The organism is Pseudoalteromonas luteoviolacea, from assembly GCF_021654285.1.
In the GTDB taxonomy this organism is placed as follows: Bacteria; Pseudomonadota; Gammaproteobacteria; order Enterobacterales; family Alteromonadaceae; genus Pseudoalteromonas; species Pseudoalteromonas luteoviolacea_J.
Genome location: NZ_JAKFZS010000004.1, coordinates 116,624 through 134,309 on the forward strand (window position 1 = coordinate 116,624; position 17,686 = coordinate 134,309).

The window sequence follows — 17,686 nt, forward strand, 5'->3', positions numbered from 1 at the left end:
GGTTTGGTCAACCATGGTGTTTCTAGAAGTCACCGCGGTTGATTATTCTACTTAAATTTGACGTCATGATGACGTGCTTACACTTTGGCCTACATTTTTAATGTGGCTTAAATTTTTGTTTTATAGTCTTTTAATTTTTATTTCTCCTGACTGTTTTCTGATAAAAGGGTTTGTTCACTGGCTAGATGTTTTTGGTCGTTATACAAAGAAAACACAGGAGGAATAACTATGAAAAAAACCAATGTAATTGCAACTATATGGGTTGCAGCAACCTGTGTGTTGAATACTGATGTTGTGCAAGCAGCCAATGAACAGTATTTGCAACCTGAAGACTACTTTGAACTTAAATATGTCGATCAGGTAGATGTCTCAAATGTAAGCAATGATATTTACTTCGTTAAAAATCAGTTTGATAGAGTCAATGACCAAAAAACTAGCCATGTTTGGGTTTATCATCAGGCTACAGAAAAATTTCAACCTATCGATATTCAATCGGATGCGAGCTTTGCACCAGTATTAAGCCCCAATCAAAATATATTGGCTTTTGTTTCAGTCACAGACGGCAGAGCACGTATTAATTTTAAAGATACTCAAACGGGTAATATTCATCACTCATCATGGTACCCGAGTATGCCAAGTAATCTTGTATGGTCACCAGATAATCAAACGGTTGCTTTTACCATGTTTGTTGAGCAGCCAAAGGCGCTACCTATCCCATTGAAGGGCAAACCAGATAATGCCAACTGGGCCCCAGCGCCAAAACTGATTGAGTCGAACCGGTATCGTTTAAATGGGGCGGGGTATTTGAGGCCGGGAGCGAGCCAAATTTTTCTACAATCAGCTACTGCGGGCGCACCTCAGCAGCTGACAAAAGGCGAGCACAGTCATGGCGGAAGAATCAGCTTTGCACAGGATGGGGGAGGTATTTATTTTTCTGCAAAGCGTTATGCCAATCCTGAGTTTTCACACTTTAATACCGATATACATTATCTAGATTTAAAAAACCATGCAATAACAAGCGTTGTTGAGCGTGATGGCCCCGATGACATGCCGACCGTATCCCCTGATGGCCGATACCTTGCCTATACGGGTTATGATGACAATGGCATGATTTATCAAAATAAAGAGTTGCATGTAAAAGACTTGAAGACAGGTAAAGTGTCTGTTTTAACTGCAGGGCTCGATAGAAGTGTGGCGCGTTTGCAGTGGCGACACGATAGTGCTGGCATCTATTTCAGTTATGATGATCAGGGAAAGACGCAGTTAGGTTATAGCGGTTTAGCTGGTGATTTCAAAGTGCTGACTGACAGGCTCGGTAACATGACTTCTGGTCGACCATACGCTGGAGGAGAGTTTGATGTGGCGAGTAATGGTATGGTTGCATTTCCTGTTGCCAATACTCAAAGGCCGCCAGAATTGGCTGTGTTGCGCGAGGGCAAGATCAGCACACTCAGCGATTTTAATGGTAAATTTTTAGATACTGTGACGCTTGGTCAAGTGGAAGCGCTGTGGAGTAAATCAAAATATGATGATAAGCATATTCATGGTTGGGTGATCTATCCGCCTAATTTCGATAAATCTAAAAAGTATCCATTGGTATTGGAAATACATGGCGGCCCTATGGCGAACTACGGTCCGCATTTTACTGCTGAGCTGCAAATGTTGGCGGCCCGTGGGTATGTTGTGCTTTACATGAACCCAAGAGGCAGCGACTCGTATGGCAATGAATTTGCTCAGTTGATCCATAATAACTTTCCTAATCATGAGCATGAAGATTTGATCAGTGGTATTGACGCTTTGATTAAACGTGGCTTTATTGATGAAACAAGGCAATACATTATGGGCGGCTCTGGCGGTGGTATGATTGGCACCTGGATGTTGGGTAAAACACAGCAGTTTGCAGCTGCTGCGATTATGAAGCCGGCGGTTAACCTATATAGCTTTGTGCTGACCTCTGATTTTTATCCAATGTTTCCAAAGTACTGGTTTAATGGAAAGCCGTGGGAAAACACAGAGCATTATCTTAAGCACTCACCCATCACGTATATGAATAACATCAAAACACCGAGCTTATTGATCACCGGAGAGGCAGACTATCGCACGCCCATCTCTGAAACAGAGCAGTTTTATCAAGCATTAAAGTTACAGGATGTTGATACAGCCATGGTGCGAATGCCACATATGAGCCACGCGCTAACAGCAAGACCTTCGTACCTGCAACAAAAGTTAGAATATATCTTATGGTGGTTCGATAAGTACAAAGGTAGGCTTGAAGATAAATAAATTGCTGCAATATTCACTTGGCGATGCACATTGCATCGCCAGAGTGAGTGTCCAAATCTATTATCCAAACCTATTAGGCATCATTGACTAGCTGTGTATTGACCTCGATGTGATTATGCAACGTTTTATGCACGGGACATTTATCGGCAATGGCCAACAGCCTTTGCTCTTGCTCTGGTGTCAAATTACCTTCGATCTCAACTTTGCGAGTGATAAGTTCCGCATAACTGTCTTTTTGCTCACAGGTGTCACAGTCTTGATGATGGTTTTTTTGATGCTGTAACGTCACTTTTATGTGCTTGAGTGGCAAGTTTTTATGGGTCGCATACATGCGCATTGTCATCACTGTGCACGTACCCAAAGCCGCTAGCAAATGCTCATAAGGATCGGGGCCGAGGTTTTTTCCGCCAACTTGGGTTGGTTCATCAGCCAGCCAGCTGTGACTATCACTGACAACATTTAAGGTAAATTTATGGTCTTTCTCGCTGACAACAAGGTGGCCACTTTCAACGGGGTCAGCTGCGGTTTCAGGGTGTGGAACAATGTATTTACTGGCCCAGCCAGAAATTGCCGTGGCAGCGTATTCAGCATCCTGTGCTCTGCTCAATAGATGATCTGCATTGTCTAAAGAAATAAAGCTTTTTGGGTGCTTGGCTGCTATATAAATCGCTTCTGCTTGTTCAATGCTAACCACGTCATCAATAGGGCTGTGCATAACAAGTAGTGCTTTATTCTTTAACGTGTGTTGTGTCTTACTATGGGTATCTAAATCGTCTAAAAACTGTTTTTTGATGTTAAAAGTACGTCTACCGAGTTGAACCTGAGCTTCACCAGTTTGCTTTATCTGCTCAATTTGAGCTGAAAAGTTGTGTGCGACATGTTTGGCGTTTGCAGGTGCGCCAATGGTAACGACCGCTTTAACCTCTTCAACTTGATCCGCCGCCGCTAACACCGCTGCGCCGCCCAAACTGTGCCCAATAAGCAATTGCGGTGCGTGCAGGTTTTGGCGCAAATAGTCTGCTGCTGCATATAAATCTTCTAGATTTGATGAAAAGTTACTATTGGCAAAGTCTCCATCGCTATTACCAAGGCCAGTAAAGTCGAAGCGCAGCACTGCATAACCATGCTTAACCAAGGCTCTTGAAATACGAGAAGCTGCCGCAATGTCTTTACCGCAAGTAAAGCAATGTGCAAATAGCGCGACTGCTTTGATATGCTGAGTCGGACGCTCCAGCAGCCCTGCAAGTGTGTTTCCATTACTGACAAATTCAATTTTTTCTCTCATTACCTTTCCTCAAATTAATCAAAGCTAGATTGTTAGCGCAGTGGCTGAGCTTTTGGTTTGCCTGCTGGCAGCGGAACAAATTCACGGTCATCATCGGGTATGGACGGAAAGTTGCCTTCACGCCAATCATGTTTGGCTTGCTCTATTCGCTCTTTACTGAAGGAGACAAAATTCCAGTGTATATAAGGTACCTTTTCCCATTTATCGCCGCCCAATAAGATCAGGCGAGTAGCTTTGGTGGTCGTTATATGTGTCTCCTCTTGCTTTAAGAGTACTAATTGTCCCGGCAAGTAGGGTGTGCCAGAGATGGTCACTTCACCAAAAATCACATATAAAGCCGTTTCTTGATCTGGGTTGGGCACTGTGATTGTACGTTGTAGTGGAGCAATTACATCCACATAAAACATCTCTGAATAGGTTGTTATTGGGGACTTAAGGCCATAAGCCTCGCCAGCAATAACCCTTTTCATGACGCCATTATATGTGGTCTGCGGCAGATCATGTCGGCCTATGTGTTCAAAGCTTGGGTCGATATCAGAGTATTGTTCTGGCAGAGCAATCCATGATTGCAAGCCATTGGTGGCATGCTCACCCCCTCTAACCTCAAAGCTCTCTCTTTCTGAGTGCACAATGCCGCTCCCTGCTGCCATCCAATTAACGTCACCTGGGGTTATCTCTAATTTGTTTCCTAAAGAGTCACGGTGCAGGATGCGCCCTTCAAACAAGTAAGTTAATGTGGATAAGCCGATATGAGGGTGAGGTTGAACTTCAATCCCTTGGCCAGCTGGAAAGTGGGTCGGGCCCATATGGTCAAAAAAGATAAACGGGCCGACCATGCGCTTTTTCATATGTGGCAGTAGCCGACTAACTGTCAAGCCGCCAATGTCGTGGGTGGTTGCTTTGAGTATTTGCGCCACAGAATGAAACTCCAATCATATTGCATGTTTAGTTTGATACTAGTTTCAAAGCGCCATGACGTAAAACTTAAAAATAAGGACGAGTTGTTCGGTTTTATAGAGTGTTTTGTTCTATGATTGCTACGCACACTCTCTAAGCATGTTTTGACGCATTTATCGCTGATCATGAGGTGGTAAGCGATAGAGGTTGTAATTGTAGGGTTTAAGATTATGAATACTTATATGTTTTTGTCTGAATATTGTAATTTTAGGTACATTTAGGTTAAAATTACTAATGTAAGTGTAAAAGCATGGAATTTAAGAATTTTATATTCTATCTTCGTGGGCACTTTATTCCAGTAATACATCTTTCTAGCATAGGGAAGCTAAATGATAAAAAATAAAAAAACGCTTGTACGGCCTTTATTCTTAGCCGCTTTAGTCACTGGCACGCTTGCTGGGTGCGCAACTACTTCATCAAAAGTTATTGAAACCCCAAAGGTTGATAGTTACAACACCCAATACTCTGGTGTAAAGAGTAAAATTGCGGTTGGTAAATTTGTAAATAGATCAAGCTTTCAAAATGGTATTTTTTCTTCGGGTCAGGATCGCCTAGGAAGCCAAGCAAAAACAACTTTAATGAGCCACTTGCAGCAAACGAACAGATTCTCTGTATTAGACAGAGATAATATGGATATGTTAGCAACAGAAGCGAATTATTCTGGTGCACAACAGAAGATTGCTGGTGCTCGATTTGTCATTACTGGTGACGTAACTGAATTTGGTCGCAAGGCAATTGGTGATAAGCAGCTTTTTGGTATTTTAGGCCGCGGTAAGTCACAAATTGCTTATGCAAAAGTAACTTTAAATGTAGTTGATATTACAACTTCGGAAGTTATTTATACAGTACAAGGTGCAGGTGAATATAGCCTATCTCAACGTGAGGTTGTTGGCTTTGGAAGCACGGCAAGTTATGACGCAACACTTAATGGCAAGGTGTTAGATCTTGCTATTCGTCAAGTAGTAAATAAATTAGTAAATGGCATCGAATCTGGTGCTTGGAAGATTTAAGGTCCCAAAGTAGTATGAAGAAGTTACTTATTGCTGTTGCTGCCGCTGCAGCCCTAACTGGTTGTAAAACAAAAGAGCCTCTATTTTACCATGGCGAGTATAGTGAGGTTGTATATAACTATTTTAAAGCTGATGAGAAGGACATTTCTGAGCAAATTTCATCTCTTGAGCAAATTATTCAACAGGCCTCAGGTAAAAGCAAACCGGTTGCACCTGGTGTGCACGCACATTTGGGGATGCTCTATTTTGAGTCAGGCAATTCTGAGTTAGGCGTACAGCATTTCGAGACGGAAAAGTCACTTTTTCCAGAGTCAGCACAATACATTGATTTTCTACTAAACTCGGCAAAGGGATCGTAACATGAAAAAGGGCTTGTTTATTTTAGCTATGCTAACTTTGCTAAGTGGTTGTGTCAGCTCACCTGAACCACATGATTATTCAGAGTTTAGAAACTCAGATCCACGCTCTGTTGTGATTTTACCTCCTTTAAATAATTCACCAGAGGTAATTGCTCCGTACAGTTTGTTATCGCAAATGTCTCAGCCAATTGCTGAGTCCGGATTCTATGTTTTTCCTGTAGCTGTTGTTGAGCAGACATTTAGAAATAACGGTATTACTGTTGCGACTGATGCACACGCGTTACCAACAACAAAGTTACAAGAAATATTTGGTGCAGATACAGCACTTTATGTGTCAATTGAAGAGTATGGTACAAGCTATGTGGTGCTGAGCAGTGATACTGTAGTTTCAGTATCTGCGAAACTGGTTGATCTTAAAACGGGTAATTTACTGTGGGAACATGCCGCAAGAGCTTCATCTGCAGAAACACGCAGCAGTGGTGGTCATGGACTAGTGGGTATGTTAGTCGAAGCGGCAGTGAACCAAATTGTTGAAAGCGCATTTGATGCTGGCTTTGATATTGCTAGAATTGCTTCGCATCGATTACTTTCATCAGAGGTTCACAACGGTCTACTTCATGGACCTCGTTCCCTAAAGTATGGCGAGCCAGCTACGAGTGAGAAAGCAAATTAATTTGATCATTTCGATACACTCATAGTTAGTTATCCAAATGCTACGATTTTGAGGGCTTCCAAGATAGTGGAGGCCCTTTTTTATGCCCATATGTAAAATGCTTAGATTATTTTTAACCCTTACTAAACACCGATTCACCCTACCTGCGTTGAATATCATGAAGCTCAGTGCAGCTGGAACTTACATTTACTCAAATCTACCTTAAATTCATTCCAGTAAGTGTATTCTTATTTAGCCATATGAATTCTTTGTTTTTTAACTTAGCCACAATCGAAGTTTTGTGGGAAAGGCATAGCAAAATAACACCAAGGCAGAGGTCATAGAAATGCTTTTTTGTATTGAGTTCTACTATTTCGTTAGAAGAAACAAGTCTATGTTTTGCTTTTTTTACTCGTCATTAAAACTTAATTGTTGATAAAAACGGCATTTTAAACGAGGATTTGGTTAATGTACCTTAAATGGTTACTTGTAAAAATGGAAATGTTTGCACAAAAAAGTATCAATTCATAAAAATATAAAATTATGTTTAGCATAGTCACTGTCTTTATTTATATTCAATGACATGTATTCATATAAATAACATAATAAATTAACCATTATAGGTACAGGTTGGTTTTTTTAGTTGGGTTTTAAATTGAGTATATATTCTAAAGTTCGCTTTATGACTTTATTTATAAGGCTAGTTAAAATGTCAAACATATTTTAATTAATTTGCTATTACTTTCTTAATGTCTTCTATTTTAAACTTTCTTGTAATAATTAATCTATAAATCAGGTTTTTCTGACTTGCTTGTATGGAAAGATCTCAGCTTAACCTTTCTCTTTTATCGTATTTATTGGTAAATCATTCCTTCATGCCCATTGTATGTTTTTTGTTAAGTGAGGTCGTTTTATCCACTATTTTGTAAAAGTTTATAGCAATAAATGTACTTGGTGTAATTCTTGTGGGTACTATTGATTGATTAAATGTAATGGTGTAAAAAATGACACACACGCTTTTGGGTGGGTGAGTTCAGTTACAGAAAGTTGTTTTACAGTTGAGCAAGATCAGTAACGAACTAAGTGAGTGACTTAAAGTCGACATAAGGCAGTTTATTTATAATGCCTATTATGTATGTGTTATTTATATTTAACTTGATTATAAAGTCTAAATATAAATTAAAAATGACCGTTTTTTAAATCGTTAAAGGAAGCAAGAAAAATGAGTAATGATCTCTCTTTTTCAGAATCAAAAGTTGAGTCTGAAAGTAAAGTAGTATCAACATTAGATATAGACTTAATAAGCCAACTAACGCTTGAGGATATTAAAAAGTTTATCAAGGAAAATTATCCAAAAGTGCAGTTGAATGGAGAGGTTCACAAATCACTCATTGAGAATAATCGCAGATATATAGATCAGCGTATTTCTGATAGGGATGACATATATGGTGTAACAACCGGATTCGGGAATTCGGCCAGTAATCGTATTTCGCCTGTGATGTCACAAGAGTTGCAAAAGAATTTAATGGCCTATCACGGTTGTGGTGTAGGTGAATACTTGAGTGAGCGCGACTGCGCCGTCACGCTTTTGATCCGCTTAAATTGTAATGCAAGAGGTTACTCAGGCGTGAGTTGGGAGTTGCTCAAGCAAATGGAGCTATTTTTACAACACAATATATTCCCAGCAATACCAGCGAAAGGTTCTGTTGGTGCTAGCGGTGATTTAACACCACTTTCATACATTGGTGCTGCATTAAATGGACAAAGAAATGTGTATTACCAAGGTGAGATTAGACCTACTTCTGAAGTATTGGAAGAACTCAACATTGCACCCTATGAATTAAAAGCCAAAGAAGGCTTGGCAATTATGAACGGGACGTCTGTGATGAGTGCCATTGCTGCTAATACCATCAATGAGATTGATACAGCAATTGACATCTCATGTAAGTTAATTGCGTTGTTTGTAGAGCTTATCGATGGCAGAGCATCACCATTCCACCCTAAAGTGCACGAATTAAAGCCACATCAAGGTCAAAGGTATTGTGCTGATTTAATTTACAAACGTTTGTCTAACCCAGAACAAAGATTGGGACGCAGACAAAGAACGGATGACCAAGTGATTGAACATGGTCTAAAAGAGAAGTTCCGCTTGCAAGATAGCTACTCAATTCGCTGTTCTCCACAAGTGCTAGGTTCTTTGGTAGATACGTTGAACTGGGCAAAATCAGTGCTTCAGGTAGAAATCAACTCAGTAAATGACAACCCATTAATTGACCATGAAAGTGATTTAATTCTCAACGCAGGTCACTTCTATGGTGGTCATGTTGCTGCAATTTGTGATGCACTTAAACCACAAGTAGCCAATATGGGCGCATTGTTAGAGCGAGAGTTGGGTATTCTTGTTGATGACAGATTAAACGGTGGCATTCCAAACAACCTAGTGGCTGTTGACGACTTAGGTGACAAAGCGTGGATCAACCACGGCTTTAAAGCGATGCAGATCAGCGCATCGGCATTGGTTGCAGAAGCGCTTAAGCAGTCTGGCCCTATGTCGGTTTTCTCCCGCACGACTGAAGCCCTAAACCAAGACATCGTGAGCATGGGCACCATTGCAGCCCGTGATTTGAAAACCATTTTATCTTTGGTGAAGTCAGTGATTGCAATTCAAGCGATGGCAATTCGTCAGGCTTACTATGTGCTTGATAAAGACCAATCTGCAGAGAAGCTCAATAGCTTATCTCGTCCCTTCTTTGATTCACTTGCTGAAACTTTCTCACCTGTCATCCAAGACCGAGCGCTGGATGGTGAAATCGAAGAAATGGTTGCCTTTTTATTCGACTAGATACTGATTTAATTCACTTTTTATAAGCTAAGGAAGAACAATGAATAGTACACAAGACATCATCACCTTTATTAAAACTGACATCTTAATTGAAGAGCTTGAAGTGGCTGACTCACTGGAAGAAATCGATGAGCACGCGGAGCTAGTCGGTGCTGGTTTAGATTTAGACAGCATTGAACTTTTAGACTTGGTTTCAGCGGTAGAAAAAAAGTATGGCCTGAAGTTTAAAGAGTTTCCAAGCGAACTTGTACAGCAAAAAATGTCGTCAATTCATACGTTAAGCGAATTTATTTCTGAGCAATTAGCAGCATAAAAGTTGAGGTAATTATGACTCTTTACACGGCTGGAAAAACGTATAGGGAAATAAATGAAGGAGATAGTGCGGTACATTCAAAAACTATCTCTGAGGCAGATGTATATAGCTTTGCTGGGATCACTGGGGATTTTAACCCGTTGCATGTAGACGCTGTATTTGCAGAGCAAATGGGGTTAGCAGGCAGAATAGCCCACGCAGGGATAGCGCCAGCCATGATTGCGCAAGTTATTGGTATGCAGTTGCCAGGTGTGGGCTCTATGGTGACGAATATGACCGTAAGCCATCATGCACCTTTGTATATCGGTGACACCATTTATGCGCAAGTCAAAGTGTCTGAAAAATTACCAAACCGGCATGTGCGATTGGCCATTGCCATTGTAAATCAGAATAAAACGCTGATTTGCAGTGGTGAGGTCGAAGCCGTGCCGCCTAAAGCATCGTTCAAAAAACGCGTTGCAGCAATTGAATTACAGGAATTGGTAACTGAATGAAGGATTTTGAAGGCTTAATCAATCAGGTACGTCGACAAATCGTAATCTCGGTTGAACTTGAAGAGTCAGAAATAGCGCAGCTATCAGATGATGATGATTTATTGGGTAGTCCTTTATTTCTTGATTCAGTCGATTTACTACAAATTTACGCTGATTGTCAGCGTAAATTTGGCGTTGTGTTTAATAATGCCGACTATGAGGGCAGGCATACTGTTCGCAGTATTGTGACTCGGACTATAGTGGCAAAAGAGACTAAAAGTGCAAACACGAACAGTGCACTGTTTTACTCCTCTGATGGCAATCGTTATAGCGATGTTGAGTTTAAGCAGCATATTGCGCAATTAATCACAGCACTGCAAAGCACTGGGCTTGATAAAACTAAGCCACTGAGAGTATTAGATACGGATCCCGTCAAAATGATGATGGTCGCGGTTGCGGCGGTACTAAGTGGTTATAAACCGCTGATGAGTGCACAGCCTCAAGGTGAAAACACGGTGAGTTTTACGCAATTGTCATCAAAGCAGGTTGAGCTGTCGTTGTTGGACTCAAAGTCTATTTATCAGCAGTTAGCGTCTTTGCAGCAAGAGGCTGTCATTGTTTTTGAAACTTCAGGCAGCACAGGTGTGCCTGTGCGCATTGAAAAATCGTTAGCGAGCATGGTGCAAGAGGTAGAGGAGCTGACGACTTTATTTGATTTTAGTGTCCTTGATTTAATAGATGCCTATGTGTCACCTGTACACATGTACGGGTTTATTTGGAGCTTTTTGTTGCCACTTAAGCTTGAGACCCCTGTGATGTATCAATCAAATACGTTACTAAGGCCTGTGCCTGAGGCGGTCAATCATGTCATGGCGGTGAGTGTGCCAAGCATTTGGCGAAACTTGTCAGGTGCTTTGACGGCTCAATATCGCTACATCGTCAATTCGGGTGGCAAGTTTGGTGAGCAAAGGGATACACAATTTGCTGAGCTAGTTCAAAGCAAGCTCCCAGATCTGCAAGGCATTGACGTGCTTGGTAGCACCGAAACAGGTGCCATTGCTTATCGCATGATAGGTCAAGACCATATTCAAACGTACCAGCTACTGCCTACCGTTAGTTTGCAACCATCGGGTGGTGAATATCTGATTTATTCTGACTTCCTACCTTTGGGAGTCGAATGTGCGCCGCTAGATGACAAGATTGAAATACTCGCTAACAACCAAATTGTACATCTGGGCCGAAAGGACAGCGTATTTAAGTTCAAGGGCAAACGCTACTCGTTGAAGGCCATCGAAGACAAGCTATCTCAGTTGTTTTCAGGGCATGCTTTGCGGGTGTATTTCATCGAGCAAGCAGACAATGTGCGCGGCGGAGAGCTGATAGCTTTTGTTGCCAAAGGATCCTCACATTTTGACATCACAGATGAAGTCAGAGCGTTATTCCAAGATTTACCCATCCCCAAAATAGAATTCATTGATGAGTTACCTACCAATGCAATGGGCAAAGTGACATTGCAGGGTTTACAGGAGAAAGTAAGAAATGCCAGAGTGTAAATCACAAGTTGTGATAACCGGATACGGTGTAATTTCGTCGTGTGGAGACAATGCACAGGAGTTATATAACTCAATGCAATCACAACGCTCAGGAGTTGCACCACTAAGCTGTTTTGACGTGACTGGCTTGCCGAGCGATATTGCAGGTATTGTTCGCTCAGTACGAGAAAAATATCAAGATAAACAAACTGATTTACCTGATTTTTCAACCCTATTTGCCATTGAAGCGATAGAAGAAGCACTGAGTACTGCAAATATCTCACGTCATACCTTAGCAAACAAACGTGTCGCACTGTGTGTCGGCAACGCAAATACGGGTATGGAGAAGCTTGAAAAGGGCATCATGGAGAATCAGCATGACGGTCTTTTGGAGTACCCAGCGCACAAGCAAAGTGACAACATAGCTAAACACTTTGGCGTACTAGGCCCTGTACTAACCTTTACCAGTGCATGTACATCGAGTAGCAGCGCACTGGGCTTTGCAAAACAGCTTTTAGACCATGATGTGGTTGATATTGTGATAGCCGGTGGCACCGACGCCTTGGCGAAAACAATTTATGCCGGCTTTCACTCTTTGCAGTCGGTTGCGCCGGAGGTTTGCTCTCCTTATGACGTAAAAATGGGTTTAAGCCTAGGCGAGGGCGCAGGCTTCCTTGTGTTAGAGAATCACAAGCATGCCGAGGCTCGAAATCAACCGAGCATCATGCAATTGGCGGGCACAGCCTCAAGTCTAGATGCATATCATGCGACCGCACCTGAGCCGCAGGGGGCTGGTGTAAGACGCTCATTTGAAAGTGCTTTGCGCTCAAGTGATGTGAATCCTGAAGATCTAGATTACGTCAACACCCACGGGACTGGTACACCCGCCAATGACGGTGCTGAACTAAAAGGTATTTTCGCTGCGCTAAACCCACAGGATAAAGCATCTATCCCAGTATCAAGTTCCAAGTCTTATTTTGGTCATACATTAGGCGCAGCGGGAGCCATTGAATTTATTTCTGCACTGGTCGCTATCGACAACGGGCAACTGCCTTCGACATTAAATGGTGATGACATTCGCGAAGACTGCCAAGGTCACCATATCGTTGTGAATGGACTGATAGATCACAAGGTTGAGTGCATCGGCGCAACTAATTCGGCGTTTGGCGGCCACAATACCACCATGCTAGCACGTAAATCTGTTTCAGCCATTCCTAAGGCTGAGGGTAAGAAGGTTTATATCCTTGGCCACGGGGGCATTGCTGAGCAAGGTGGTTATAGCAATGGTGCGGATCAACCTTTGCTTAGCTATGAGGAAGAATTTGCCTTAAAGCCTTTCCAAGCAAAACTATATCGTCGTCGCATGAGTACCATAGGTCAATATGCCATTGGCGCGTCATACCTTGCCTTTAGCGGTGCGGATGTGGATTACAGTGATGCTGAAAAGCCGCCGATGGGTGCGTACTTCGGCACTACTTTGGGGGCATCTCAAGTACAGCAACGTAATCTGTCTGACTTACAAGAATATGGTCCGACAGGAGTTAAGAGTACTTTATTTCCAGATACCGTGCTCAATGCGCCGCTTGGAAATCTCGCTTTGGCATTTGATTTAAAAGGCTGTTCTGCCAATTTTAGCGACTTAGGCAATGAAGGTATGCACGCACTGTGGCATGCATTCATGGATTTAAGTGAAGACAAAATTGCCTGTGCTTTGGTGTGTAGCGCAGAAGACAAGAGCGACACATCTGATTTAGTTTGGCAGCAAATGCAAGTGGATGAGCGCAGGTTGGCAAGTTCAGCCAATGCACTGGTCGCGGTCAATGAACAAGACCCGCGTGCGAGTCGAGCACTTGCCCAAGTGAGTGATTTCAATGCCGGTCGTTGGGTATTTGATGAAGAAAACCTACAGTGGGACTGTGCAGCGCTTACACAACTTGCAGCAAAACCAGATTTGATAGTCCTTTCTATGGTTAACGCTGAACAATTTGAGGCGATTTCAAATGCGCTACAAGCGCAGTTTTCAACTACTCAAGTGATTAATGGCAGAGCGTATAAAGAATCGGGCATTGCGTGCCAAAGTCTTGACGCAATTAGCCTTGCCACCTGTGCACTGAACGGACGCATGTTTATGGGCCGTGACGTGGCACTGCAAAATACCAGTAAACCAGAGTCCGTATTGGTAATGAGTGTGAATACACAGCTCAGTGCAACGACATGTTTGGTGTCGACAGTAAAAGGGAAATAGAGATGTCAGCGGTCATTGATGTAGCAGACTTAAAGAAGTCTTATAACAAGAATAATACGCTTGTTTTAAAGGGGTTATCTTTCCAAGTTAAAAAGGGGCAATGCTTTGGATTACTCGGTCCAAACGGGGCGGGTAAGTCAACCACATTGGAAATATTACAAGGTCTGAAAAAACCAACATCTGGCAAAGTCAGCTTGTTTGGCATGGATTGGAAGGACAATGAAAAGCAGATCCGCATGAAAATCGGCGGACTGTTGCAGTCCAATAATTTGTACGGCAGAACCAAAGTAAAAGAAGCTGTCCGTTTATTTGCCAGCTTTTACAAAGATCCGATGGATGTCGATGAGCTGATAGAGCGCTTTGGCTTAACTGACAAAGCCAATGCATGGCTAGACAGCCTCAGTGGTGGTCAAAAGCAGCGTGTTTTTTTAGCCATGACCATAGTGGGCAAACCTGAACTGATTTTTTTAGATGAGCCCACCACGGGTCTTGATCCAACCAGCCGCCAGAGCTTTTGGGAGATCATCAAATCGCTCAAAGAAGAGGGCATGACGGTCATTCTCACCACACATTATATGGATGAGGCCGATTATCTGTGTGATGAGCTACTTATCATCGAGCAGGGCAAAATTATTGAGTCAGGTACGCCTGATGCCATTATCCACCGCACGTTTACCGATCCGGTTATCAGAGAGCCGCGCAAAGCCACGCTCAATGATGTGTTTTTAAAACTCACTGGCCACGATATTCTCAAGCAGGAAACAAGTCATGCCTAGTAATGTACTGACAAGAAAGCCATTTTGGCAGCTCATGCTGCTTAATATCCGACCGTTTTTCCGCGAGCCTGCCACCTTGTTTTGGACTTTTGGCTTCCCCATTTTTATGGCGTTGCTATTAGTACAAGCCTTCTCAGGTGAGAAGCCGATGGCAGAAGTGAATGTGGTTGTCATTGAACAGGAAAAAATCGACGCTGAGTGGTATCAAGCCATTGAGAAAGATAACAAGGTCAGCATACTCAACATTGAAGATGCCGCGTTGATCGCACGGATCAATGCGCATTTTGCTGAGCCAAGATCGGAAGTGTCTCCGGGTGAAGGGTTATCTTCGATTCTTTCAAATCATGGTGATGTGCTGATTTTGACGCCTAGCGGTTTGTTTTCAACACGCAACAGTCATGAGCAAGCGATTGCTTTTAGCCATGTCATGGCACTTCAAGACCAAGCCCGTAAGCCTTATCTGGATGGGGTGATTGACCTTCAAGGGTTTAGGTACATTGACTGGCTGATCCCCGGCATCATTGTGCTGCAGATCATCGGTATTGGTATCACCTCTATTTCAAATGGATTGGTTTCAGACCGTCAGCAGGGCTTTTTTAAACGCTTGAAGTTATCTCCGTTTAGCCGCTTAGATTATGTGATTGGGATTGTTTTCGCCAGAGTGTTTTTATTGATATTCCAGCTGGTTGCGCTGTTTGCGACTTTCTACTTTTTGTTTGGCTATCAGCCCCTTGGCAATTGGTTAAGTATTTTAACCGTGCTGTTATTGGGCTCTGTCGTCCTGTGCTTAATCGGTGTGCTGGTTGGTGCGCGTAGCCAAAAAGTGGAAGTGGCCACGGGTATCTCTAACTTGCTGTATTTCCCATTGATGTTTTTATCTGGGATTTATTTTGACACTTCCAACTTCCCACAGACGATTCAAAACATCGTTCAGTGGTTACCGTCTACGGCATTTTTAGATGCATTTAGACTAACGGCTAATCAAGGGGCATCGCTTGCAGATGTCTCTGTGCAAGTGCAAACCCTAGCAGGGTTTACCGTGGTGCTTTTAGTGATGATTTACTTTTTATTCGACTGGGGAGATGAAAAATGATTTCACCGGATAATTTACCGCATAAACCGCCATTTAAGTTTGTTGATAAAGTCATCGAGGTACAGCCAAACGAGTCTATTATCGCGCAAAAGTTTATTGGCTATAACGAACCTTGTTTAGAGGGGCACTTCCCAGATGAACCTGTGTTTCCTGGTGTATTGATTGTCGAGGCGATGGCTCAAGCCAGTGGTCTATGCATTACTGGCAAATCGAAAGGGGTTATCGCTGGCATTGATAAGGTCAAGTTTCTCACGCCTGTTTTACCTGGCCAAGTTTTAGAAATTCGCGCTATGGTAGAGATCGCATTGGGCGAGCTGGTGAAGTTTAAGGTTGCAGCTTGGGTTAATGATGAACAAGTTGCGAGTGCACGGATCGCCATTCGATACTTAGATCAAATAGGAGAAAAGGATGTTTAAAGAGAAAGTCGTGATTGTGAGCGGCTGCTCCAAAGGTATAGGGCTGGAAATATGTCAGCAGTATCTGGCAGAAGGAGCAAAAGTCTATGGGATTGCACGCTCAAGTGTGCCAAGTGAATTGCAATCTAACCCTAATTTTATGTGGTTACAGGGGTCAATATCTGACAGTGGTTTTGTGTTAGATAGCATTGCGACCATTAAAGCGCGAGATGAACGCATTGATATTTTGGTTAATAACGCAGGAATTAATCACGATAGCCTGATACAGCTGATGGCCCTAGAAGATTGGCAAAAAGTACTGACGACGAATTTAACAGGCACGTTTAATTTATGCCAACAGGTGCTGCCGATTTTTAAAGCGCAGCAATTTGGTCGCATTATCAATATGGTCTCAAAAAGTGGCGTGGTCGGGCGTGAAGGGCAAATTAACTATGCCACGTCTAAAGGCGCGATCATCGGTATGACCAGAACCATTGCGCGTGAGTATGGAAAAGACAATATTTTGTGTAATGCCGTCGCACCAGGTTTGATTGAAACACAAATGGTGGACAGCGCAGAGCAGTCTATTGTTGCGCCTATTATCGACTGTACCAGTGTTAGACGCATGGGGCAGTGTAGTGAAGTTGCACGCACGGTATTGCACCTCACATCAGATGCGCCAAATTATCAAAATGGAGAAGTCATCCATCTGGACGGAGGGTTTTTAATATGAGTGCGGCGCAATCTTTATTATTGGTACAAGCAGAAAGTGAGTTTGATCAAGCGGTGGTTGATCACTACGTCAGTGCAAACGTCAATGTGATTTTGATAGCGCCCTCAGCGCAATTTCAATCGCAAAATGTGTCACTACCCAGCTTGTCACAGGCTGAAATCAAAGCGCAAGATGAACCTGATATTCAGTTGCTATTGACCGAAAAAGGCATGCTCGATAATGGACAGCCACTGGTTGTTATCCAAGGCGTGCAGTGCGCAAATGAGCAGGCGCTGTTCACAGATGCGAGTTGCTTGGCGCACATAACAACCTACTTAGATAATACTTTTTTAATTTATCAAAGTCTGGCGTCGTTTGTGAAAGAGGTGGGCGCAAACATTGTTTTCCCTCTGTATTCGGACAGTTTGAGTTATCTCGGGCAAGAAGTGAATTCAGTGGCCAACCATGCTTTGAATGCATTTATGAAAACCTTAGCCAGAGAGCTGACGAGTGATACCGTATTCATTAACAGTGCTGTGATCCCTTATTTAGCAAAAGATGAAGCTGAGCGAAAGAAAATGCGCCGTGCACTAAAGCGTTCAGTATTCGGTATGCGACCAACTGTGTTTTTGCAGCAGGAGTTTATCGAGTTTATCGCGCACTTTTCACACTACAACAACATGATGACAGGGCAGTGTATGACCATGCGCCCGAGCACAGAAATATCCGTTTAACAATTCAACATTGAGTATACGCATA

At 42.7% G+C, this 17,686-nt stretch carries 16 protein-coding genes; 14 read left to right on the forward strand and 2 right to left on the reverse strand.

Going from position 1 to position 17,686, the window contains the following annotated elements; genetic code table 11:
- Positions 1-228 precede the first annotated feature (228 nt).
- Complete coding sequence (locus L1077_RS04660) at positions 229-2,283, forward strand: S9 family peptidase (RefSeq protein ID WP_237135790.1); 2,055 nt, start codon at positions 229-231, stop codon at positions 2,281-2,283.
- A 73-nt stretch (positions 2,284-2,356) separates the two neighbouring features.
- Here L1077_RS04660 and L1077_RS04665 read toward each other — a convergent pair whose 3' ends face one another.
- Positions 2,357-3,568 carry a bifunctional alpha/beta hydrolase/OsmC family protein gene (locus tag L1077_RS04665; RefSeq protein WP_237135791.1) on the reverse strand — a complete coding sequence of 404 codons (1,212 nt, stop codon included), beginning with the start codon at positions 3,566-3,568 and terminating at the stop codon, positions 2,357-2,359.
- Between the two features lie 32 nt (positions 3,569-3,600).
- Complete coding sequence (locus tag L1077_RS04670; RefSeq protein ID WP_237135792.1) at positions 3,601-4,485, reverse strand: pirin family protein; 885 nt, start codon at positions 4,483-4,485, stop codon at positions 3,601-3,603.
- A gap of 369 nt (positions 4,486-4,854) precedes the next feature.
- On the opposite strand from L1077_RS04670, the gene L1077_RS04675 reads away from it, so the two are divergent.
- From L1077_RS04675 to L1077_RS04735, 13 genes are all read left to right on the forward strand, one after another.
- Complete coding sequence (locus tag L1077_RS04675) at positions 4,855-5,535, forward strand: CsgG/HfaB family protein (protein ID WP_239032891.1); 681 nt, start codon at positions 4,855-4,857, stop codon at positions 5,533-5,535.
- Positions 5,536-5,549: 14 nt separating this feature from the next.
- Positions 5,550-5,894: a DUF4810 domain-containing protein gene (locus L1077_RS04680; protein ID WP_237135793.1), complete on the forward strand. Its 345-nt coding sequence runs from the start codon at positions 5,550-5,552 to the stop codon at positions 5,892-5,894.
- Position 5,895: 1 nt separating this feature from the next.
- On the forward strand, positions 5,896-6,567 hold the full coding sequence (locus L1077_RS04685) for a DUF799 domain-containing protein (protein WP_237135794.1): 672 nt from the start codon (positions 5,896-5,898) through the stop codon (positions 6,565-6,567).
- 1,201 nt (positions 6,568-7,768) lie between these two features.
- A complete protein-coding gene (locus L1077_RS04690; protein WP_237135795.1) occupies positions 7,769-9,388 on the forward strand; it encodes an HAL/PAL/TAL family ammonia-lyase in 1,620 nt (539 codons plus the stop codon).
- Positions 9,389-9,428: 40 nt separating this feature from the next.
- Positions 9,429-9,701: a phosphopantetheine-binding protein gene (locus tag L1077_RS04695; protein ID WP_039607946.1), complete on the forward strand. Its 273-nt coding sequence runs from the start codon at positions 9,429-9,431 to the stop codon at positions 9,699-9,701.
- A 14-nt stretch (positions 9,702-9,715) separates the two neighbouring features.
- Positions 9,716-10,195, forward strand: a complete 480-nt coding sequence (locus L1077_RS04700) for a MaoC family dehydratase (protein WP_237135796.1) — start codon at positions 9,716-9,718, stop codon at positions 10,193-10,195.
- On the forward strand, positions 10,192-11,727 hold the full coding sequence (locus L1077_RS04705) for a hypothetical protein (protein ID WP_237135797.1): 1,536 nt from the start codon (positions 10,192-10,194) through the stop codon (positions 11,725-11,727). The genes L1077_RS04700 and L1077_RS04705 overlap by 4 nt, the downstream gene beginning before the upstream one ends.
- Positions 11,714-13,951 carry a beta-ketoacyl-[acyl-carrier-protein] synthase family protein gene (locus tag L1077_RS04710; RefSeq protein WP_237135798.1) on the forward strand — a complete coding sequence of 746 codons (2,238 nt, stop codon included), beginning with the start codon at positions 11,714-11,716 and terminating at the stop codon, positions 13,949-13,951. Before L1077_RS04705 ends, L1077_RS04710 begins: the two co-directional genes overlap by 14 nt.
- A gap of 2 nt (positions 13,952-13,953) precedes the next feature.
- Entirely contained in the window at positions 13,954-14,727 is a 774-nt protein-coding gene (locus tag L1077_RS04715) for an ABC transporter ATP-binding protein (protein ID WP_237135799.1), read from the forward strand.
- The gene (locus tag L1077_RS04720) at positions 14,720-15,820 is read left to right on the forward strand and encodes an ABC transporter permease (protein WP_237135800.1); all 1,101 of its coding nucleotides are present in this window, start codon (positions 14,720-14,722) and stop codon (positions 15,818-15,820) included. The genes L1077_RS04715 and L1077_RS04720 overlap by 8 nt, the downstream gene beginning before the upstream one ends.
- Entirely contained in the window at positions 15,817-16,236 is a 420-nt protein-coding gene (gene fabZ / locus L1077_RS04725) for a 3-hydroxyacyl-ACP dehydratase FabZ (RefSeq protein WP_237135801.1), read from the forward strand. The genes L1077_RS04720 and fabZ overlap by 4 nt, the downstream gene beginning before the upstream one ends.
- Positions 16,229-16,948 (forward strand): SDR family NAD(P)-dependent oxidoreductase, encoded by a 720-nt coding sequence (locus L1077_RS04730; protein ID WP_237135802.1) that lies wholly within the window; start codon positions 16,229-16,231, stop codon positions 16,946-16,948. The genes fabZ and L1077_RS04730 overlap by 8 nt, the downstream gene beginning before the upstream one ends.
- Positions 16,945-17,661 (forward strand): hypothetical protein, encoded by a 717-nt coding sequence (locus tag L1077_RS04735; RefSeq protein WP_237135803.1) that lies wholly within the window; start codon positions 16,945-16,947, stop codon positions 17,659-17,661. Before L1077_RS04730 ends, L1077_RS04735 begins: the two co-directional genes overlap by 4 nt.
- Positions 17,662-17,686 lie beyond the last annotated feature (25 nt).